The sequence below is a fragment of the Mesorhizobium salmacidum (SeqCode) genome (assembly GCF_037179605.1).
In the GTDB taxonomy this organism is placed as follows: domain Bacteria; phylum Pseudomonadota; class Alphaproteobacteria; order Rhizobiales; family Rhizobiaceae; genus Mesorhizobium; species Mesorhizobium salmacidum.
The window spans coordinates 1-18,078 of the sequence record NZ_JAPYKS010000015.1 but is presented as its reverse complement, the minus strand read 5'-3'; the positions used below and the strand labels follow the sequence as shown (position 1 = coordinate 18,078).

Genomic DNA, 18,078 nt, shown 5'->3' with positions numbered 1-18,078 from the left:
AGCCTGGATCGAAGCCGATGGACCATCGCGACATCATCGCGTCACTGACACCGGAAGAGCGCAATCGCCTGACGACCAAATCCGATGTAGCGGGCCTGTTCCAGCTCGGCGCTCACTTGGGCGCGATTGTCATCATTGGATCGTTGATCGCGGCCAAAGTGCCGTTCTGGCCATTGCTGATGTTGCCGCAGGGCATTCTGATCGTGTTCCTGTTCACGCTGTTGCACGAGACGGTTCACCGCACGGCTTTCGAAACACAGCGGCTGAACGACGGCGTGGCGCGGCTGTGCAGCCTGGCGATCGCGCTGCCGGCCGACTGGTTCCGCTACTTCCATTTCGCTCACCACCGATACACGCAGGATCTGGAGAACGATCCCGAGCTCGCTTTCCCCAAACCCGAGACCTTGCGGCAATACATTGTCCACGTCTCGGGCCTCCCGGTGTGGTGGGGGCATGTCAAGACGCTGTACACCAATGCAGGTGGTGGCAGTCAGGAGAGTTATGTGCCGCCGAAAGGTCGATCCAAGGTACGGGCCGAGGCGCGCGCCATGATTGCCTTCTACGCTGTGGTCATTCTGCTCACCGTCTATTTCCGGCTCACCGTGCTGCTCTATGTCTGGATCATTCCCGCACTACTCGGGCAGCCATTCCTGCGCCTGTATCTGCTGGCCGAGCATGGCCGCTGTCCGTTCGTCGCCAACATGCTGGAGAACACAAGAACCACGCTGACCAATTGGGTGGTGCGCAAGCTGGCCTGGAACATGCCGTTTCATGCCGAGCATCATGCCTATCCCGGAGTGCCGTTTCACCAATTGCCGCGGTTTCACGCGCTGATCGAGCGGCATCTGAAGGTGGTCGAGCCCGGCTACGTCAGCTTCCACGAGAAATACCTGGAAACATTGAGCTGACATGTCCCGATGCCGTCAGCCGGTTTGGCTGCGCGTCGCACGCGACTTCAATAGGCGCTGGATCTCGGCCGGCTTCGATGGCACGCCGATCAGATAGCCTTGCGCTTCGACACAACCATTGTCGCGCAGCATGTCGAGCTGCCTCTCGGTTTCGACGCCCTCGGCCGTGACCACAATGCCAAGCTCGGCACCCAGCCCGATGATGGTGCGAACGATCGCCGCCGAGTCGCGGTTGCCCATGTCGCGAATGAATGATCGGTCGATCTTGATCTTGTCGACCGGAAACCGTCTGAGGTAGCCGAGCGAGGAATAGCCGGTGCCGAAATCGTCCAGCGCGATGCGGATACCGAGCTCACGCAACTGGCGCAGCGTTTTCAGCACGGCTTTGCTCTCGTCCATCAGCACGGTTTCGGTGATCTCCAGTTCCAGCTGTCCGGCCGGCACGCCGGAAAAAGCCAGCGCCGAGATGACGCTGCGGGCAAACCCGCTGCTTTTGAGCTGCACCGCCGAGACATTGACCGCGATGCGCAAACCCGGCGGCCAGCTAGCCGCCACCGCGCAGGCTTTCCTCAGCGCCCATTCGCCAAGCGGCACGATCAGTCCTGTCTCTTCGGCGACCGGAATGAAGTCGTCCGGCGCCACCCTGCCGCGCGCTGGTGAATGCCAGCGCATCAAGGCCTCCGCGCCGATGATCTCGCCCGAGGCGATGTTCATGATGGGCTGGAAATCGAGATCGAATTCCTGGCGCGGCAGTGCCGCCTCCAGATCGACTTCAAGCGCCCGGCGGGCCTGCACCACTGCGTCCATTCCAGGTTCGAAGAAGCGATATAGGTTTCGCCCATCGTTCTTTGCCCGATAGAGCGCCGTATCGGCGTTCTTCAGCAGCGTGTCGGCGTCACGGCCATCGGCGGGGAAAACGGCGATGCCCAGGCTGACGCCGACATGCATGTCCCGGCCCTTGTCGCGAAATGGTTTTGCGATTGCCTCGACGATGCGTTTCGCCAGTTTCTCGGCATCGGCAATGCCCACGGAGTCGGATTGGATGACGACGAACTCGTCGCCGCCGAAACGGGCGATCATATCTGCATCATTGCGCAGGCAACGCTGCAGTCTTTTGGCCACACTCTTCAACAGCCAGTCGCCGGCGGGGTGTCCCCAGGTGTCGTTGACCGCCTTGAAGCGGTCGAGGTCGAGCGAGAAGATCGCGAGCGGTGTAGCGGCCACATCCTCCAGCGCAAGGTCGAGCCGCTCGCGAAACATCGATCGGTTGGGCAGTCCGGTCAGCATGTCGTGATGCGCGAGATGGGTCATGCGCTCTTCGGCCAGGCGGCGTTCCGTGACGTCGTCGAACGTCGCTACCCAACCGCCGCCACTCATTGGCTGGCGCACGACCAGAAACGTCCTGCCGTCGGCAAGATGGCGATAGGTCGAATGCATTTTTCCCGCCCGCCGGCAGGCTTCGGTCTTGGCGACTTCGCTGTCGACGTCGATCTTCGTGTAGATGCCGAGTTCCAGCAGTCGTTCGAGCGCGTCGCGATGCGTCGTTCCAAGCGGGAAGTCGGCCGCCGTGACGTTGTACAGTTCCAGAAAACGCCCGTTGCGCACGATCATTTTGCCGTCGGCGTCGTACATCAGCAGGCCTTGCGACATGTTGGCGAGCGCTGCGTCGAAGCGGCGATGCTGCTCCTTGAGATCCTGCTCGGCGCGCCGCTGTTCAGTAATGTCCTCGTAGATCGAGACCCAGCCGCCCGAAGCCAATGGCCGGTGCGAGATAAGGATGATGCGGCCGTCCGACAGGATTTCTTCGTAGGTCGAAGGCTTCGCCTGGTCGATATAGGGCTTGCGGATGGCATAGAGCTCGTCGGCGCTTTGCGAGGCGACGCCGAGGTCGACGCTGTGCCGCAGGATATCGAGGAAGCGGATGCCTGGCCGTATCAGCTTGGCGTCGAGGTGGAAGATGTCGATGTAGTTGCGGTTGCAGATGATCATGCGTTCATCGGCGTCGAACATGCACAGGCCATGCGACATGTTTTCGACAGCGGCTGAAAAACGTTCGTTCTGCTCGCGCAGCTCATCTTCAATGCGGCGCGACCGCTCCACGCCTCCGGCCACCCGTTCCGGGACGATCGAACCATCCTTGACGACGGGCATGAGGCGCCCCTGCGGTGTTTGATCGAACACCACACTGTTGACGCTTTCGGTTAATTTAGCGTTTTCTACCCTAATGCGGATGTCGCAACGTGATGCCTTGACGTCTCGATCGCCGAAAACCGCTTCAGGAACGCATTCTGTGCCCAGATCACCGAGCGTGGCGTGAAGTCGAAACGTTCGGCTGAAAAACCGCGCGGGCGGCCGAAGAACTCGGTCGCCTCCGCGGTCGAAAAGCCGGCGAGCAGCGTAGCCTCGAAATAGGCGGCGATCTGGTCGGCGCGCTTGATCTCCTTGCGCAGGGAAGCGGCCGGTTCGGGAGGCAGCGAGAAACGCAGATGGATGGCGCGCTGCAGGCGCAATTCGCAGTCCTTGTAGCTGCCGCCCATCACCGACTTGAATGGCGAGATCATGTCGCCGATGACATATTCCGGCGCGTCGTGCAGCAGTGCCGCCAACTGGTCGTCGGCCGAAGCCTGCGGCACCAGCTCGTTGAACAGCGCCTCGACCAGCAGTGAATGCTGGGCCACCGAGAAGGCGTGCTCGCCGCTGGTTTGGCCGTTCCAGCGCGCGACGCGGGCAAGCCCATGGGCGATGTCCGAAATCTCGATGTCGAGCGGCGAGGGGTCGAGCAGGTCGAGCCTGCGGCCGGACAGCATGCGCTGCCAGGCGCGTGGTGGCGCACCGGCGCGGTCTGCCGCCATCAGGCTTCCTCCGCGCCGGCGGTTTCCTGCGGGAAACTGAATTTGGCCCAGGCGGGGATGGTGAGCGTCACTGGCACGTCGTCCGCCAGGACCGGCTGGCCGGCATCGAGCGCCGCCTTGACCCTGTCGATGCGGGCGATGGCGAGCCCGGTCACGGTGGCGGTCGAGCCGAGCGTGCCGACCGGACGCCCGCCGACGGTGAGCTCGGCACCGGCGGCGGGCAGAGGAAGCCCAGCCTGGACGATCAGCACGCGCCGCCGGGCTGTGCCCCGATGCTGCATGCGCGACACGACCTCCTGGCCGACATAGCAGCCCTTCTTGAAACCGACACCACCCATCTCGTCGAGCAGCACGTCATGCGGGAACGCATCGCCGAGTGCATAGTCGGACCCGCTCTCGGCAATACCGTGGGCGATGCGGAAAGCCTGCCACGCGGCGATGTCGCCGGCCTCCGCTGTGCCGGCATGGAAGCGCGTGACGCCTTCGTCGCCAAAGCGCCTGTCGGCAACCGCGGTTGAATCACTTTCTGAGACGATTGACTCTTTTCCCCATGCGACAGTGACAAGCGTTTGTTCCGACTTGGCAATCTCGACCTTGGCGCGAAGCCTGTAGAGCATCAGCCGGCGAATGAAATCGTCTGAAACGTCGGCACGGCATTCGATGCGGAAGGCGTTTTCTCCTGCCCGTGAGATCAGGAAGTCGAACAGTATCTTGCCTTGCGGCGTCAGCAGCGCGCCCGGCTTTGCCTCACCATTGCCAAGCGCATCGAGATCGGTGGTCAGGATGTTTTGCAGAAAATGTTCGGCATCCGGGCCGGAGACGGAGATAAGCGCGCGGTCTTTCAGCAGGGCAAAGGGCATGGAGCGGATAAAAGCCTGATCTTGCAAAACGGTTGGCCATTACGTAAGCCGCTGACACTCCCCCCGCAAGAGAGCATCACCATGACCTATGACCTCATCCTGACAGGCGGCACAGTGGTCAATCATGACGGCGAGGGGCTGCGCGACATTGGCGTGAAGGGCGGGCGCATCGCCGCGATCGGCGATCTGCGCCAGGCCTCGGCCGGCGAGACGATCGACTGCCGGGGCCTGCACATCCTGCCCGGTGTCGTCGACAGCCAGGTGCATTTCCGCGAGCCGGGACTGGAGCACAAGGAAGACCTGGAAACGGGATCGCGGGCTGCTGTGCTCGGCGGTGTCACCGCCGTCTTCGAGATGCCCAACACCAACCCGTTGACCACCAGCGAGGCAACGCTTGCCGACAAGGTCCGGCGCGGCAGCGGCCGCATGCATTGCGATTTTGCTTTCTGGGTTGGCGGTACCCGCGATAACGCCAGGGATGTCGGCGACCTCGAGCGTTCGCCGGGAGCTGCGGGAATAAAGGTCTTCATGGGGTCGTCCACCGGTGACCTGCTGGTCGAGGACGACGAAAGCGTCGCCTCGATCCTGAGGAATACCCGCCGCCGCGCCGCTTTTCATTCGGAGGACGAGTTCCGGCTGCGCGAGCGCCTGGGCGAGCGCATTGAGGGCGACCCGTCATCGCATCCCGTTTGGCGTGACGAGATCGCCGCCTTGCGCTGCACCGAACGGCTGGTGCGCATCGCGCGCGACGTCCGGGCCCGCATCCATGTCCTGCACATTTCGACCGCCGAGGAAATCTTGTTCCTCGAACAGCACAAGAATGTCGCGACCTGTGAGGCCACGCCGCACCATCTGACGCTGAGCGCCGACGATTATGCGCGGCTCGGCACGCTGATCCAGATGAACCCGCCGGTGCGGGACAAGCGCCATCGCGACGGCGTCTGGCATGGTATCGCGCAGGGCATTGTGGACGTGCTCGGCTCCGACCACGCGCCACACACATTGGCGGAGAAGGCAAAGCCCTATCCGGCTTCGCCCTCGGGCATGACCGGCGTGCAGACGCTGGTGCCGATCATGCTCGACCACGTCAACGCCGGCCGGCTGACCCTGCAGCGCTTCGTCGATCTCTCCAGCCATGGCCCGCAGCGCATCTTCGGCATGGCCCGGAAAGGCCGTATCGCCGCCGGCTATGACGCCGACTTCACCATTGTCGACATGAAGCGGCGCGAGACCATCACCAACGCGGAAGCCGGCTCGAAAGCCGGCTGGACACCTTATCACGGCAAGGAGGTGACCGGTTGGCCGGTCGGCACGGTCATTCGCGGTCAGCGTGTCATGTGGGAGGGCGAAATCGTTACGCCCGGCCGGGGCAGGGCGGTGGAGTTCTCCGAGGCATTGCCCGGCTAGGCCTTCTCAATACCTTGCAGCCTGGCCGTGCCTTCAATCGCCCGCGACGAAGAAGGTCCATTGCCCGGCGGGTGTGATGCCGACGCGGTAGAAGATGTAGGCGCCGAACTGCTTCATGTCGTCGAAATCGCCGGCGGTGACGATCTTGAACAGCTCGACCCGCTGCCTGGCGTCGAGCCTGTCGAGCGGCAGCGCGAAGAAATACGGCCAGACATAGAGTTCCTGTGGCGTGCCCGCATCGACATGGACGTAGCCGGCGCCAAGCACCTCCTCCAGAATGGCCAGGATCTCCTGGCCGTCAGGGTCGCCGGACAGCCCTTTGAGGAAGGCGATGGCATCGCCATCGATGTCGGCCAGCGACAGCTGGGTCATGCTGTCGCCCTTGCCGATTAAAGGCCTGAGCTTCTCGATGTCGCCGCTCTTGCAAGCTTCGATGATGAGGTCATGCATGCGTCGCACGGACTCGGGCAGCTTGCCGAGGTCATAGACGACCTCGGGCAAGGGCGCCTGGGGATCGACACGCGGCCTGTTGCTGCCGCCATCCGACGGAATGTCCGGCTCCGCGGCGTCGGGAGCGGCCGGTTGGCTGGCCGAAGGCGGCGTTCCCAGCGGGCCAGGCACGGGAATCGCGCCCCCGGGCGACGACGCGCCGTCGCCCGTCGGGGGTGTGACCGGCGAGGGGAGTTCTTCGCTTTTGATCTCGCTCAGCGCATAGGCAGGGCTGCTGGCCAGGCACGTCACCAAGGCAATCGCGCCACAGCAGGCAGCGAGACGGATGTAGAGGACAAGGCCCATCGGCCTGCCTGACATCGGAAAATTCACTGCCCCTATCTCCCTGCTCCCGGGCATGGTGCCCGGTCGGCATCTACTCGTCAAAGAACCTGATGTTGGTTCAGTGCCGCAGCCGCTCGGGTTCGAAGGCGCCAGCAATCACCTTTTCACGCATACGGTCCAGCAGGGCAAGGGCCGAGGTTTCGCCGTTGGCGCGCAGCATTTCGCCGAATGCCGTTTCGAGCGCCGCCTCGGCAATGATCTCGGGCTCGATGCCGGCCGAAAGGCCTTCCGCCCAGGCTTCGCTGTGGCTCTCAACCGCCGTCAGGCGCTTCTCTTCCCTGACCAGCGCGTCGATGTCGTTGGCAGCATGTTCCATAAGCGATGTCCACCCTTTCAAGCGGCAACCCATCAGTGTGGATCAGGCTTGATCTGTTCCATTCATAGGCAGCGCCAAGTAAGTATCTGTAAATGCGACATTTTTTTGGTCGCGTTTTACAGGGGCCAATTGTATTTGGCGAAGCTGCGTTTCAACCCGGATCAAACTTAGCCGATTAGGCCGGCCTGCGGGGCGAAAACCTTCAGTTTGAGTTAATTCCGCATTCGCGTGGTAAGGTTTGATTAACGCTGTTGCAGAAGTGCAACATCAGAATTGCACCAAGACATGGACAGGCACAAGTAGGATATGCCGACGATCCTTGCCGACGCGCCTGATATCTGTTGATGGATGCTCAGTTGCCATAACGCGAGGCGATGTCGCGCGACAGCGTCTCACCTTCCTTCATATAACGGCTGATGGCTTCAGCGGCCGAAGCGGTGCACTGGGTGTAGGTGCCGCCGAAGGAGCGATAGCCGCGGTTGAAGCTGGCGATGAAGCGGGCGCGGCGTTCTGGATCGGGATTTTCCGAATCGAGCAGTTTTTCCATCTCGCCCCGCCACTGGTCGCCTTTCTCCCCGCACAGATTGCGCAGGAAATGCAGCGACCCCAGAACCTCCGCCAATCGCATCAGCCCCGGCTCGAACGGCGACTCGGCACTGAACGCGGGCCGTACCGGGACGGCCGCGCTGACGGCAAGGCAAATGGCGAGGAGTATTGACGGACGGTTCATAAGCCCAAAGCCGCTACGGTCCGCCGAATGGCCTAAACCGTGGCTGGCGAGACAACATAAGCGTTGTGACGAAACAATTTGTCGCCTGCAAGGCGATTTTTCAGTGCTGCGTCAGCGTGTTTGAATGTGACCGAGGAGTTCCTCGGCGACCGCCAACACCGAGCCGGCAAGCGGTAACAGGGTCATTTCTTTAAGTGTGTAGAAGGCAGCTGTCTCGGCGTCGTCGCTGGCCACGGCCTCGCCACCGGCATAGGCGGCGCCGAACACCGTGAGGAGATAATCGACCGGGTGGCTGTCATCCCTGCCGTCGATGTGGATTTCCCGAAGCGGGCGCAAACCGGTGGCGCGCAAGCCGGTCTCTTCCATCAGTTCACGCCGTGCCGCCTCCTCCAGTGTCTCGTCGCCTTCGACCTTGCCGCCGGGAAAGGCGTAGAACCCTTGCGAAGGCGGCCGTGCCCGTTTCACGAGGAGTACGCTGTCGCCGCGCACGACGGCGACCGAGACGGCGGGAAGTGTCTTGCGTGCTTCGTTCATGATGAGGCTCATTCGAGGACCGGTCTGTTGTGGACCGCCCAGTAAGGGGAAGCATTACCGGTTGCGCAACACCGGTTCCATAGCCACTTTCGAAGCCGAACCATTCGAAAGGCTCCATCATGTGCGGACGTTTTGCCTTGACCGCCACGCCGGACCAGACCGCCGCCTTCCTGGGCCTTGCCGAGCTGGAGGCATTCCCGGCCCGCTACAACATCGCGCCGACACAGCCGGTCCTGATGGCGACCGCCGGCGCGCCGCGGGCTCCGGGCTCCAACCTGCCGGACCGGCAGCCGATGCTGGTGCGCTGGGGCCTCCTTCCCGCCTGGGTCAAGGACACCAGGGAATTTCCGCTGCTGTTCAACGCGCGTTCGGAAGGCGCAATCGAAAAGGCCTCATTCAAGGCCGCCATGCGCCATCGGCGCGCGCTGGTGCCGGCATCCGGCTTTTACGAGTGGCGGCAGACCGGAGGCAAGAAGGGGCAACCCTATTGGATCCGGCCGCGGCATGGCGGGCTGGTCGCCTTTGCCGGTCTGATCGAAACCTATGCCGAGCCGGGCGGCTCGGAGATGGACACCGGCGCCATCCTGACTGTGAACGCCAATGCCGACATCGCCCATATCCATGACCGGATGCCGGTGGTGATCGATATCCCCGACTTTGCCCGCTGGCTGGATTGCCGTACGCGCGAACCGCGCGATGTCGCTGATTTGCTGCGGCCGGCGAAGCCCGATTTCTTCGAGGCGATTCCCGTCTCCGACCTCGTCAACAAGGTCGCCAACACCGGACCGGAGATACAAGAGAGGGGCGAGATCGGACCTGAGCCCGATAAAGCCAGGCGCAAGAAACCCGGCGCGGACGAAAGTCAAATGACGCTGTTCTAGCGAAGCCCGTCGGGGCCTTAAATCAGGGCGCTTGTTCGCGCCCCTCGGGGCCGGCGATTGCGTCGGCCGGAGCGCCGCTTCAGGCGGCGCGGGGCGATACGATCTTCTGCGCCGGCTTGTTCTTCTTGGCGGTGTGAAGAAGGGCGGCGACGATAGCTGCCGGGCCGATCGCACGATAGTGGTTGGTCAGCGCCGGTTGCTTGGCGCGGTTGGCTTCCTGCTTGCTTCGAGGCATGTTTCTCTTCCCAGATAACGTTTTCGTGTATGCGATTTGGTCGCCGAATCCGACCAAATCGTGACGCTTGGTGATCTAGCCGGCGAATGTTTCATGACTGTGCCGACATGTTTAATAAAATGTTTCATTGGCTGATTCCGTGTGATCGGGCGATGCGTTTGCCAGTCTTTGCGACGTTTTTCCCGGGATCAGCGACTTGACGGCAACACCGGCCAAGGCGATAAAGCCGCCCATGAAAACGTCTTTCGCCATTTGTGGCATTTGCATTATTGGCTAGCCTCGCGCTGGTCCGGACGTTTTCGCCTCATCTTTCCCCAGATTGGACAAACGCCCCGGCCAGCAGGCTGGAGCCAGATTTGCGCCTCGGCGCTGGGCTGGCTCCATCCAGACAAGAAGTTCTGAAACCGGGAAGGCATGGAATGTCTGACGCATCGCAGGGCCTGCGCCTCTACAACACGCTGACGCGCACGAAAGAGGACTTCGTGCCGATCGATCCGCGAAATGTGCGCATGTATGTCTGCGGCCCGACCGTCTACGACTTCGCCCATATCGGCAACGCCAGGCCGGTGATCGTCTTCGACGTGCTGTTTCGTCTGCTGCGCCATCTCCATGGCGAGACGCACGTCACCTATGTGCGCAACATCACCGACGTCGACGACAAGATCAACGCGCGCGCCTTGCGGGACTTCGGCGGCGAGATCGCTTCAGGGGCACTTTCGCTCAACGAGGCGATCCGGCGGGTTACCGAAAAAACGGCCGATCAGTTCCACAGGGATGTCGCGACGCTTGGCTGCCTGGAGCCGACGGTCGAGCCGCGCGCCACCGAATTCGTCGAGCCCCGCGCCGACGGCAAGGCTGACATGATCACCTTGATTCAAAGCCTGATCGGACGCGGCCATGCCTATGTCGCGGCGGGCGAAGTGCTGTTCGATACGGCGTCGATGCCGGACTACGGGCAATTGTCGAGGCGCAATCTCGACGAGCAGCAGGCCGGCGCCCGCATCGCCGTCGACGCGCATAAGAAGAACCCCGGCGATTTCGTGCTGTGGAAACTGTCGTCGCCGGAGGAGCCCGGTTGGCAAAGTCCATGGGGCAGGGGCCGGCCCGGCTGGCATATCGAGTGCTCGGCCATGTCGGCCGCCTATCTCGGCGAGGTCTTCGATATCCATGGCGGCGGCCTCGATCTGATCTTCCCGCACCATGAGAACGAGATCGCCCAGTCGCGCTGCGCCCACGGCACGTCGGTCATGGCCAATGTGTGGATGCACAATGGCTTCCTGCAGGTCGAGGGCCAGAAGATGTCGAAGAGCCTCGGCAATTTCTACTCGATCCACGAGTTGCTGGAGACCGACACTTTTGGTGGTCGCAAATGGCCCGGCGATGTGCTGCGACTGGCGATGCTGATGACGCATTACCGCGAACCGATCGACTTTTCCGTGCGCAAGCTGGAGGAGGCGGAAAACACGCTGCGCAAATGGAAACGCGCGGCGGATCTTGCGCCGGCCGCGGGAAGTCAGTTGCCGGTTGAGGTCGTGGAGGCGCTGTCGGATGATCTTGCGACCTACGCTGCCTTCCAGCAACTCACCCAGCTTGCCGGCGAGGCGACCGACTTTGACGGTAGCGGCGACAACGCCGCCGCCGTCGCATTGAAGACCGCTCTCACCTTCCTTGGCTTCGATATTGGCGCGACCAAGGTGGACGAAACCGTGGTCGCCAAAGCGATTGCCGAGCGCCTGACGCTTATCGCTGCGAAAAATTGGACAGAGGCCGACCGCGTGCGCGATGAACTTCTGGCGCAAGGTGTACAGTTGAAGGACGGCAAGGACCCGGTCACCGGCGAGCGCGTGACGACGTGGGAGATCAAGCGGTGAGGCTAATGGCGGGAATGGAGAGGTCATCGCGAGGCGCCCCCCTCTGCCCTGCCGGGCATCTCCCCCTCCAGGGGGGAGATCGGCAGCTTCATCGATGGCGCCGAATCTTCAACGTCGGCGATTGGCGAAAGCCGAAGCGACGTCCAATCTCCCCCCTTGAGGGGGAGATGTCCGGAAGGACAGAGGGGGGGCGCCTCGCGATGACCCATCATCTCGTATCTCCCCTTAATCGTGGCAATGCGCGCAAGATGCGCAAGGCAATGACCGATGCCGAACTCAAACTTTGGAATGAGATACGTGCACATCGCCTTATGGGGCTGGCTTTCAGGCGCCAGATGCCGATCGCTGGCTACATCGTCGACTTTGCTTGCCCGACCAGAAAACTGATCGTCGAGATTGACGGCTCCCAACATGCAACGGCCAAAACCTCGGAGATGGATGCGGCGCGTACCGCGAAGCTTGAAGCGCTGAGCTGGACCATCCTGCGCTTCTGGAATGACGACGTCATCCGCGATATCGACAATGTCTGCCAGCACATCGTGATCGTGGCCGGTTTGGCCGATGCTGTGATGCCGGCAAGCCAACCAGCAACGGAGGAGCTCGTTCCATGATCGATCATCTTGGCATCGCCGTTTCCGATTTCGATGCTTCCAAGGCCTTCTACGACAAGGCGATGGCGCCTTTGGGCGCCTCGCTGCTTTACATGGTGCCGCAGGAATATACCGGCGGCACCAAGGTCGGCGGTTATGGCCGCGACCGGCCGGTGTTCTGGCTGAGCGCGGCAAGGGAAAAGCCCCGGGATCACCAGCACGTCGCCTTCACAGCGCGCAGCCGCGCCGAGGTCAACGCCTTCCATGCCGCCGCCCTTGCAGCCGGCGGCAGGGACAATGGCGGGCCGGGCCTGCGTCCGCACTATCACCCCAATTACTACGGCGCCTTGTCTTCGATCCCGACGGCAACAATGTCGAGGCGGTCTGTCATGATCCGGAGTGAAAACCGATGAGCCTCGACAACCGGCCGGTCTACACCGGCGGCTGCCAGTGCGGCGCGGTGCGCTTCCGCGTCGAAGGCGCGCTTGGCGACGCCTCGGTCTGCCACTGCCGCATGTGCCAGAAGGCGAGCGGCAATTTCTACCTGCCGCTGGTCTCGGTGCGGGGCGCCAAGGTCGACTGGACGCGCGGCGAGCCCAAGCGTTTCCGTTCCTCCAATGCCGCCTGGCGCGGCTTCTGCGCCGACTGCGGCACGCCGCTGACCTTCGAGGCGCCCGACGGCATGGCGCTGGCGATCGCGGCCTTCGACGATCCGGCTGGTATCGCGCCGACCATTCAATGGGGCACGGAAGCAAAACTGCCCTATGTGGATTCCATTCCGCGATTGCCGGGCGAGGATACGATGGCGGATAGTGGCTCGGCCCCCTATCTCGCCGAACTCGTCTCCTATCAGCATCCCGACCACGACACCGACCAATGGCCGCCGGAGGAAAGACCATGACCGAGACCGTCCGAACCGGCGGGTGCCAATGCGGCGCCGTGCGCTTCCGCATCAAGGGCGCGCTGGGACGCGCGTCCATCTGCCATTGCCGCATGTGCCAGAAACAGTTCGGCTCCTTCTTCGGCGCCTTGGTGACGGTGCCCAAGGACGGCGTCGAGTGGACCCATGAAGAACCAAGCTATTTCCAGTCTTCGGTTAACATCGATCGCGGATTCTGCGCCCGTTGCGGCACGCCGCTGACCTATCGCCAGCCCGGCGGGCTCGAGATCGCCATCGGCGCCTTCGACGACCGCTCGGATCTGGCGCCGCGGATCCAGGTCAATTACGCGGCACGGCTGCCTTGGGTGGAGACGATCTTCGATCAGCCTGTCCACGATGATCCCGACTATTACGCGCGGCAGGAGCAGATCATCTCCTTTCAACATCCCGATCACGAAACGGCCAATTGGCCGCAACAGGGCCTGAAACTATGAGCTTGCGCACCCTCTACCCGGAAATCGAACCGTTCGACTCGGGGATGCTCGACGTCGGTGATGGCCATAGGGTCTATTGGGAGCGGTCAGGCACCAAAGGCGCCAAGCCAGCCGTGTTCCTGCATGGCGGGCCGGGCGGCACCATCTCGCCAAAACACCGGCGGCTGTTCGACCCCAAGCTTTACGATGTCATTCTGTTCGATCAGCGCGGCTGTGGAAAGTCGACGCCGAACGCCTCGCTGGAGGCCAACACGACCTGGCATCTCGTTGCCGACATCGAACGCCTGCGCGAAATGGCCGGCTTCGACAAATGGCTGGTGTTTGGCGGCTCCTGGGGCTCGACGCTGGGGCTCGCCTATGCCGAGACACACCCTGATCGCGTCAGCGAACTGGTGGTGCGCGGCATCTATACGCTGACCCGCGCGGAGCTCGAATGGTACTATCAGTTCGGTGTCTCAGAGATGTTCCCAGACAAATGGGAGCGCTTCCTGGCGCCGATCCCGGAGGCCGAGCGCAGTGACATGATGGGTGCCTACCGCAAGCGGCTGGTCGGGTCCGATCGCAAGGCTCAGATAGAGGCCGCCCGCGCCTGGAGCCTGTGGGAAGGCGAGACGATCACCCTGCTGCCGGAGCCTGAAACCAGCGGTCCGTTTGGCCAGGATGACTACGCCGTCGCCTTCGCCCGCATCGAGAACCATTATTTCGTCCACGCCGGTTGGCTGGAGGAGGGGCAGTTGCTGCGCGATGCCGGGAAGCTCAAGGACATCCCCGGCACCATCGTCCATGGCCGTTACGATATGCCGTGCCCGGCGCGCTACGCCTGGGCGCTGCACAAGGCGTGGCCCAAGGCCGACTTTCATCTGATCGAAGGCGCCGGCCATGCCTATTCGGAGCCGGGCATCCTCGACCGACTGATCCGCGCGACGGACAAGTTTGCAGGCAAATGACCATGTCCCGCGAGCGTCTCTATCTCTTCGACACCACGCTCCGCGATGGCCAGCAGACGCCGGGCATCGACTTTTCGGTCGAGGACAAGATCGCGATTGCCAAACTGCTCGACGAGTTCGGTTTCGACTATGTCGAAGGGGGTTATCCCGGCGCCAATCCGACCGACACGGCCTTCTTCCGGGAAAAGCGCACCGCACGCGCAAAGTTCGTCGCCTTCGGCATGACCAAGCGCGTAGGGGTATCGGCCTCCAACGATCCGGGGCTGGCGGCGCTCGTTCAATCGAAGTCGGACGCCATCTGCTTCGTCGCCAAGAGCTGGGACTATCATGTCCGCGTGGCGCTCGGCTGCACCAACGACGAGAATCTGGAGTCCATCAAGGCCTCGGTCGAGGCGGCGGGCGCTTCGGCCAAGGAAGCGATGGTCGACTGCGAGCATTTCTTCGACGGCTTCAAGGCCAACCCGGACTATGCGCTGGCCTGCGCCAAGACAGCCTATGATGCGGGCGCCCGCTGGGTGGTGCTTTGCGACACGAATGGCGGCACGCAGCCCTCGGAAGTGCGGCTAATCGTTGAGAAGGTCATCGCCGCGGGCATTCCGGGCGAGCATCTCGGCATCCACGCCCATGACGACACCGGCCAGGCGGTGGCCAATTCCCTTGCCGCCGTCGAGGCTGGCGTGCGCCAGGTCCAGGGTACGCTGAACGGCATCGGCGAACGTTGCGGCAATGCCAATCTGATCTCGATCGTGCCGACACTGGCGCTGAAGCCGGCTTTCGCCGACCGCTTCGAGACTGGAATTTCAGCTGAAGCGCTGACCGGCATCTCCAGGCTGTCCCGCGCCTTCGACGAATTGCTGAACCGCGCCCCGGAAGCGCAGGCACCCTATGTCGGCTCGTCCGCCTTCGCCACCAAGGCCGGCATCCATGCTTCCGCACTGGCCAAGGAGCCGGCGACCTATGAGCATGTACCGCCGGAATCGGTCGGTAACCGACGCCGTGTCATGGTCTCCGACCAGGGCGGCAAGGCCAATTTCCTCGCCGAGTTGAAGCGGCGCGGCATCGATGTGCCGAAGGACGACCACCGGCTCGATGCCCTGATATCCGTGGTCAAGGAGCGTGAAGCGTCGGGCTATGCCTATGAGGGCGCCGACGCCTCCTTCGAGCTCCTGGCGCGCAAGATGCTGCATGGCCTGCCCGAGTTTTTCCACGTCACCTCGTTCCGCTGCATGATCGAGCGCCGCTTCGATGCCAATGGCCAGTTGAAGACGGTGTCGGAAGCGGTGGTCAAAGTGCTGGTCGAAGGCGAGGAGAAGATGTCGGTGGCCGAGGGCCATGGCCCCGTCAACGCTCTCGACATCGCGCTGCGCAAGGATCTCGGCAGATACCAGAACGAGATCGCCGATCTCGAACTCGCCGACTTCAAGGTGCGTATCCTCAATGGCGGCACCGAGGCCATCACTCGCGTACTCATCGAATCGCATGACGGCACCGGTGCCCGCTGGTGGACGGTCGGCGTTTCCGAAAACATCATCGACGCCTCGTTTCAGGCGCTGATGGATTCGATCATCTACAAGCTGATGAAGAACCGCGAAATGGCGGGGCTGGTGGCGGCGGAGTAAGTTTGAACCATCAGCGAAAGTCCATTGATCCATCAGAACTTTGCGATGGTCTTGCCAAGGTTACTGGGCCATAGCGTCGGGCCATGGCCGCAGAAGCAATTACCCCCGATGCAGATTCAAAAGCCCGCCGCGGCTTCCTGCTGGCGCTGGGTGCCTATCTCTTGTGGGGATTGCTGCCCTTCTACATGAAGGCGGTGGCGCATCTGCCGCTTGGCGAGGTGATTGCACATCGCATCGTCTGGTCGGTACCGATTGCCGCGGCGGTCCTGATCTGGGCCGGCCGCACGGCGGACTTCAAGGCGGCGATCCGCTCCCCCCGCACCATCGCCATGGCGGCGCTGACGGCGGCGCTGATCTCGGTCAACTGGGGCATCTATGTCTGGGCGATCGCCGTCGATCGCACCGTCGAGACCGCGCTGGGCTATTATATCAACCCGCTGGTCAGCGTCGTCGTCGGCGCGTTGCTGCTCGGTGAGCGCCTCAATCGGCTGCAGATCGCGGCGGTGGTGCTTGCTGCGGTTGCCGTCGGCGTGCTGACGATCGAGGGCGGCAAGCTGCCCTGGGTATCGCTGGCATTGGCGTTTTCCTTCGCCGCCTACGGCTTCTTCCGCAAGACCCTGCCGATCGGTCCCAGCCAGGGTTTCCTGCTCGAAGTGCTTTTGCTGTCGGTGCCGGCGCTGGGCTACATCATCTTCCTGATCGCCACCGGACAGGATCATTTCGTCGCCGGCAATGGCATCGACACCGCGCTACTCATCGGCTGCGGGCCGGTGACCGCCGTGCCGCTGCTGCTGTTCGCCTTCGGCGCCAAGCTGCTGCGCCTGTCGACCATCGGCCTCATGCAGTACATAGCGCCAACCATGGTGTTTCTGATCGCCGTGCTGATCTTCGACGAGCCGTTCGGCACCACGCAGGCCATCGCCTTTGCGCTGATCTGGGCGGCGCTGGCGATCTATTCCTGGTCCATGCTGGCGACGGCGCGTCGGGCTACATCTGTCCGAGCCGCCTGACGAAAAGATAGGTCACGCCCGCGATCAGCAGCGATACGGCCGTGACCACCCAAAAGCCCAATGGAGTGTTGACCAGCGGCAAGCCGCCGACATTCATGCCGAACAGGCCCGAGATGATGGTCATCGGCAACAGCACCGCCGTCATCACCGACAGCACATAGAGCAGCCGGTTCGACTGCGTCGTCAGCTTGGCCATCAGCTCGTCCTGCAGCAGCCGCGTGCGCGCCTGCAGCTGCTCGCCATCATAGTGCAATGTCTGGGCGCGGTGCGACAGCCGCGCCGCCATGTCGTTGATCGAATCCGGCAGGTCGTTGCGGTGCGAATGGTCGAGATGGCGAAACAGATTGGTCAGCGTCGCCATCTGCCGATGGATGACCACCAGGTGCCGGCGTGCATCGACCAGCGCTTGCCGCTCATTGTGCCATGCGTCGCAGACGATACGGTCCTCGATGCCGTCGAGACTGTCGCTGAGTGTCGCGAGTTCGGCGGCCATTCCGTCGAACGACTGGCCGACGACAGCCTCGATCAGCTCGGCCGGAGAGCGGAATTTGCGCGATCCGTTCTCGATCGCCTTGCGGATGTTGTCAACCGATTGCAGCGGTTGTTTGCGGGCGCCGACCAGCATCGTATCGTTGAGAGCAAAGCGGAAATGACCAAGCCCGCCGGCTTCCGCCGAATAGTCGTGGCGCAGGTCCGGCAGATCGCCATAGAGCCAGTCATCCTCGAGATCGATGTGGCAGCCATGGCTGGCGCTCAGGAAGGCTTCGCGCACCGGCGCCGGCAACGCCTGATCGGCGCCGATCTCGTGACGGGCGCGCATGTCGGAAAGCTGGTAGCTGCGCCATGTCCAGTGCGCGGCGGCGGCCTCCCGGGTACGCACACCCTCGGTGGTAAAGTGATAAATGAAGAACAGCCCGTGTTCATCGGGCAGATAAGGCGACAGGTCAGAGCCTTCGGAGGGGAGGGCGATGTTCATGGCGGCTTCGCCGGTCTCTGATGCGGTCGGGGTCGCGGGGGCGGCCAAGCACGATCTCTAGGACGTAGTGACGATTTAACGGGTTGGGATTCCCAAGGAAGGGCAAATCAGATTCAACGCTGATTTTTGGAGGT

The 18,078-nt window shown here is 62.8% G+C and carries 20 protein-coding genes and 1 pseudogene; 11 read left to right on the top strand and 10 right to left on the bottom strand.

Features of this window, described 5'->3' with window-relative positions; translation table 11 throughout:
• The first annotated feature begins 17 nt into the window (after positions 1 to 17).
• Entirely contained in the window at positions 18 to 908 is an 891-nt protein-coding gene (locus O7A60_RS20160; RefSeq protein ID WP_337107726.1) for a fatty acid desaturase family protein, read from the top strand.
• Between the two features lie 15 nt (positions 909 to 923).
• Here O7A60_RS20160 and O7A60_RS20155 read toward each other — a convergent pair whose 3' ends face one another.
• The 3 genes from O7A60_RS20155 to ygfZ all read right to left on the bottom strand — a co-directional run bounded on the left by O7A60_RS20155 (position 924) and on the right by ygfZ (position 4,620).
• Positions 924 to 3,059, bottom strand: a complete 2,136-nt coding sequence (locus O7A60_RS20155) for a putative bifunctional diguanylate cyclase/phosphodiesterase (RefSeq protein ID WP_337107725.1) — start codon at positions 3,057 to 3,059, stop codon at positions 924 to 926.
• A gap of 65 nt (positions 3,060 to 3,124) precedes the next feature.
• A complete protein-coding gene (locus O7A60_RS20150) occupies positions 3,125 to 3,760 on the bottom strand; it encodes an HD family hydrolase (protein WP_337107724.1) in 636 nt (211 codons plus the stop codon).
• Positions 3,760 to 4,620 (bottom strand): CAF17-like 4Fe-4S cluster assembly/insertion protein YgfZ, encoded by an 861-nt coding sequence (gene ygfZ, locus O7A60_RS20145; RefSeq protein ID WP_337107723.1) that lies wholly within the window; start codon positions 4,618 to 4,620, stop codon positions 3,760 to 3,762. Before ygfZ ends, O7A60_RS20150 begins: the two co-directional genes overlap by 1 nt.
• 81 nt (positions 4,621 to 4,701) lie before the next feature.
• Here ygfZ and O7A60_RS20140 point away from each other — a divergent pair, with 81 nt between their 5' ends.
• Positions 4,702 to 6,027, top strand: a complete 1,326-nt coding sequence (locus O7A60_RS20140; protein WP_337107721.1) for a dihydroorotase — start codon at positions 4,702 to 4,704, stop codon at positions 6,025 to 6,027.
• A 33-nt stretch (positions 6,028 to 6,060) separates the two neighbouring features.
• Here O7A60_RS20140 and O7A60_RS20135 read toward each other — a convergent pair whose 3' ends face one another.
• The 4 genes from O7A60_RS20135 to O7A60_RS20120 all read right to left on the bottom strand — a co-directional run bounded on the left by O7A60_RS20135 (position 6,061) and on the right by O7A60_RS20120 (position 8,441).
• On the bottom strand, positions 6,061 to 6,849 hold the full coding sequence (locus O7A60_RS20135; protein WP_337107720.1) for a hypothetical protein: 789 nt from the start codon (positions 6,847 to 6,849) through the stop codon (positions 6,061 to 6,063).
• Positions 6,850 to 6,919: 70 nt separating this feature from the next.
• Entirely contained in the window at positions 6,920 to 7,177 is a 258-nt protein-coding gene (locus O7A60_RS20130; RefSeq protein ID WP_015318556.1) for a hypothetical protein, read from the bottom strand.
• A 352-nt stretch (positions 7,178 to 7,529) separates the two neighbouring features.
• Complete coding sequence (locus O7A60_RS20125; RefSeq protein ID WP_027144167.1) at positions 7,530 to 7,907, bottom strand: TIGR02301 family protein; 378 nt, start codon at positions 7,905 to 7,907, stop codon at positions 7,530 to 7,532.
• Between the two features lie 111 nt (positions 7,908 to 8,018).
• Complete coding sequence (locus O7A60_RS20120) at positions 8,019 to 8,441, bottom strand: NUDIX hydrolase (RefSeq protein ID WP_337107719.1); 423 nt, start codon at positions 8,439 to 8,441, stop codon at positions 8,019 to 8,021.
• 119 nt (positions 8,442 to 8,560) lie between these two features.
• Here O7A60_RS20120 and O7A60_RS20115 point away from each other — a divergent pair, with 119 nt between their 5' ends.
• Complete coding sequence (locus tag O7A60_RS20115; protein WP_337107718.1) at positions 8,561 to 9,322, top strand: SOS response-associated peptidase; 762 nt, start codon at positions 8,561 to 8,563, stop codon at positions 9,320 to 9,322.
• A gap of 79 nt (positions 9,323 to 9,401) precedes the next feature.
• Here O7A60_RS20115 and O7A60_RS20110 read toward each other — a convergent pair whose 3' ends face one another.
• Positions 9,402 to 9,557, bottom strand: a complete 156-nt coding sequence (locus O7A60_RS20110) for a hypothetical protein (protein WP_140505959.1) — start codon at positions 9,555 to 9,557, stop codon at positions 9,402 to 9,404.
• 111 nt (positions 9,558 to 9,668) lie between these two features.
• Complete coding sequence (locus tag O7A60_RS20105; RefSeq protein ID WP_181167474.1) at positions 9,669 to 9,809, bottom strand: hypothetical protein; 141 nt, start codon at positions 9,807 to 9,809, stop codon at positions 9,669 to 9,671.
• Between the two features lie 167 nt (positions 9,810 to 9,976).
• Here O7A60_RS20105 and cysS point away from each other — a divergent pair, with 167 nt between their 5' ends.
• From cysS to rarD, 8 genes and pseudogenes are all read left to right on the top strand, one after another.
• The gene (cysS, locus tag O7A60_RS20100; protein WP_337107717.1) at positions 9,977 to 11,428 is read left to right on the top strand and encodes a cysteine--tRNA ligase; all 1,452 of its coding nucleotides are present in this window, start codon (positions 9,977 to 9,979) and stop codon (positions 11,426 to 11,428) included.
• Positions 11,429 to 11,628: 200 nt separating this feature from the next.
• The gene (locus O7A60_RS20095) at positions 11,629 to 12,039 is read left to right on the top strand and encodes an endonuclease domain-containing protein (RefSeq protein WP_337107716.1); all 411 of its coding nucleotides are present in this window, start codon (positions 11,629 to 11,631) and stop codon (positions 12,037 to 12,039) included.
• Positions 12,036 to 12,421: pseudogene (locus O7A60_RS20090) on the top strand (VOC family protein). Before O7A60_RS20095 ends, O7A60_RS20090 begins: the two are co-directional and overlap by 4 nt.
• A gap of 6 nt (positions 12,422 to 12,427) precedes the next feature.
• Complete coding sequence (locus tag O7A60_RS20085; RefSeq protein WP_337107715.1) at positions 12,428 to 12,919, top strand: GFA family protein; 492 nt, start codon at positions 12,428 to 12,430, stop codon at positions 12,917 to 12,919.
• A complete protein-coding gene (locus O7A60_RS20080; protein ID WP_027144160.1) occupies positions 12,916 to 13,392 on the top strand; it encodes a GFA family protein in 477 nt (158 codons plus the stop codon). The genes O7A60_RS20085 and O7A60_RS20080 overlap by 4 nt, the downstream gene beginning before the upstream one ends.
• Positions 13,389 to 14,339, top strand: a complete 951-nt coding sequence (gene pip / locus O7A60_RS20075) for a prolyl aminopeptidase (RefSeq protein WP_337107714.1) — start codon at positions 13,389 to 13,391, stop codon at positions 14,337 to 14,339. The genes O7A60_RS20080 and pip overlap by 4 nt, the downstream gene beginning before the upstream one ends.
• The gene (cimA, locus tag O7A60_RS20070) at positions 14,336 to 15,958 is read left to right on the top strand and encodes a citramalate synthase (protein ID WP_337107713.1); all 1,623 of its coding nucleotides are present in this window, start codon (positions 14,336 to 14,338) and stop codon (positions 15,956 to 15,958) included. The genes pip and cimA overlap by 4 nt, the downstream gene beginning before the upstream one ends.
• A gap of 83 nt (positions 15,959 to 16,041) precedes the next feature.
• Positions 16,042 to 16,968 carry an EamA family transporter RarD gene (gene rarD, locus O7A60_RS20065; protein ID WP_337107712.1) on the top strand — a complete coding sequence of 309 codons (927 nt, stop codon included), beginning with the start codon at positions 16,042 to 16,044 and terminating at the stop codon, positions 16,966 to 16,968.
• On the opposite strand, the gene O7A60_RS20060 is transcribed toward rarD, so the two are convergent.
• On the bottom strand, positions 16,946 to 17,944 hold the full coding sequence (locus O7A60_RS20060) for a transporter (protein WP_337107711.1): 999 nt from the start codon (positions 17,942 to 17,944) through the stop codon (positions 16,946 to 16,948). The genes rarD and O7A60_RS20060 overlap by 23 nt on opposite strands.
• Positions 17,945 to 18,078: the final 134 nt, after the last annotated feature.

Bases quoted from the DNA above. Each gene is read 5' to 3' on its own strand.
- O7A60_RS20160 (WP_337107726.1), top strand. From the start codon at position 18: ATGGACCATCGCGACATCATCGCGTCACTGACACCGGAAGAGCGCAAT.
- O7A60_RS20155 (WP_337107725.1), bottom strand. From the start codon at position 3,059: ATGCCCGTCGTCAAGGATGGTTCGATCGTCCCGGAACGGGTGGCCGGA.
- O7A60_RS20150 (WP_337107724.1), bottom strand. From the start codon at position 3,760: ATGGCGGCAGACCGCGCCGGTGCGCCACCACGCGCCTGGCAGCGCATG.
- ygfZ (WP_337107723.1), bottom strand. From the start codon at position 4,620: ATGCCCTTTGCCCTGCTGAAAGACCGCGCGCTTATCTCCGTCTCCGGC.
- O7A60_RS20140 (WP_337107721.1), top strand. From the start codon at position 4,702: ATGACCTATGACCTCATCCTGACAGGCGGCACAGTGGTCAATCATGAC.
- O7A60_RS20130 (WP_015318556.1), bottom strand. From the start codon at position 7,177: ATGGAACATGCTGCCAACGACATCGACGCGCTGGTCAGGGAAGAGAAG.
- O7A60_RS20125 (WP_027144167.1), bottom strand. From the start codon at position 7,907: ATGAACCGTCCGTCAATACTCCTCGCCATTTGCCTTGCCGTCAGCGCG.
- O7A60_RS20120 (WP_337107719.1), bottom strand. From the start codon at position 8,441: ATGAACGAAGCACGCAAGACACTTCCCGCCGTCTCGGTCGCCGTCGTG.
- O7A60_RS20115 (WP_337107718.1), top strand. From the start codon at position 8,561: ATGTGCGGACGTTTTGCCTTGACCGCCACGCCGGACCAGACCGCCGCC.
- O7A60_RS20110 (WP_140505959.1), bottom strand. From the start codon at position 9,557: ATGCCTCGAAGCAAGCAGGAAGCCAACCGCGCCAAGCAACCGGCGCTG.
- O7A60_RS20105 (WP_181167474.1), bottom strand. From the start codon at position 9,809: ATGGCGAAAGACGTTTTCATGGGCGGCTTTATCGCCTTGGCCGGTGTT.
- cysS (WP_337107717.1), top strand. From the start codon at position 9,977: ATGTCTGACGCATCGCAGGGCCTGCGCCTCTACAACACGCTGACGCGC.
- O7A60_RS20095 (WP_337107716.1), top strand. From the start codon at position 11,629: ATGACCCATCATCTCGTATCTCCCCTTAATCGTGGCAATGCGCGCAAG.
- O7A60_RS20085 (WP_337107715.1), top strand. From the start codon at position 12,428: ATGAGCCTCGACAACCGGCCGGTCTACACCGGCGGCTGCCAGTGCGGC.
- O7A60_RS20080 (WP_027144160.1), top strand. From the start codon at position 12,916: ATGACCGAGACCGTCCGAACCGGCGGGTGCCAATGCGGCGCCGTGCGC.
- pip (WP_337107714.1), top strand. From the start codon at position 13,389: ATGAGCTTGCGCACCCTCTACCCGGAAATCGAACCGTTCGACTCGGGG.
- cimA (WP_337107713.1), top strand. From the start codon at position 14,336: ATGACCATGTCCCGCGAGCGTCTCTATCTCTTCGACACCACGCTCCGC.
- rarD (WP_337107712.1), top strand. From the start codon at position 16,042: ATGGCCGCAGAAGCAATTACCCCCGATGCAGATTCAAAAGCCCGCCGC.
- O7A60_RS20060 (WP_337107711.1), bottom strand. From the start codon at position 17,944: ATGAACATCGCCCTCCCCTCCGAAGGCTCTGACCTGTCGCCTTATCTG.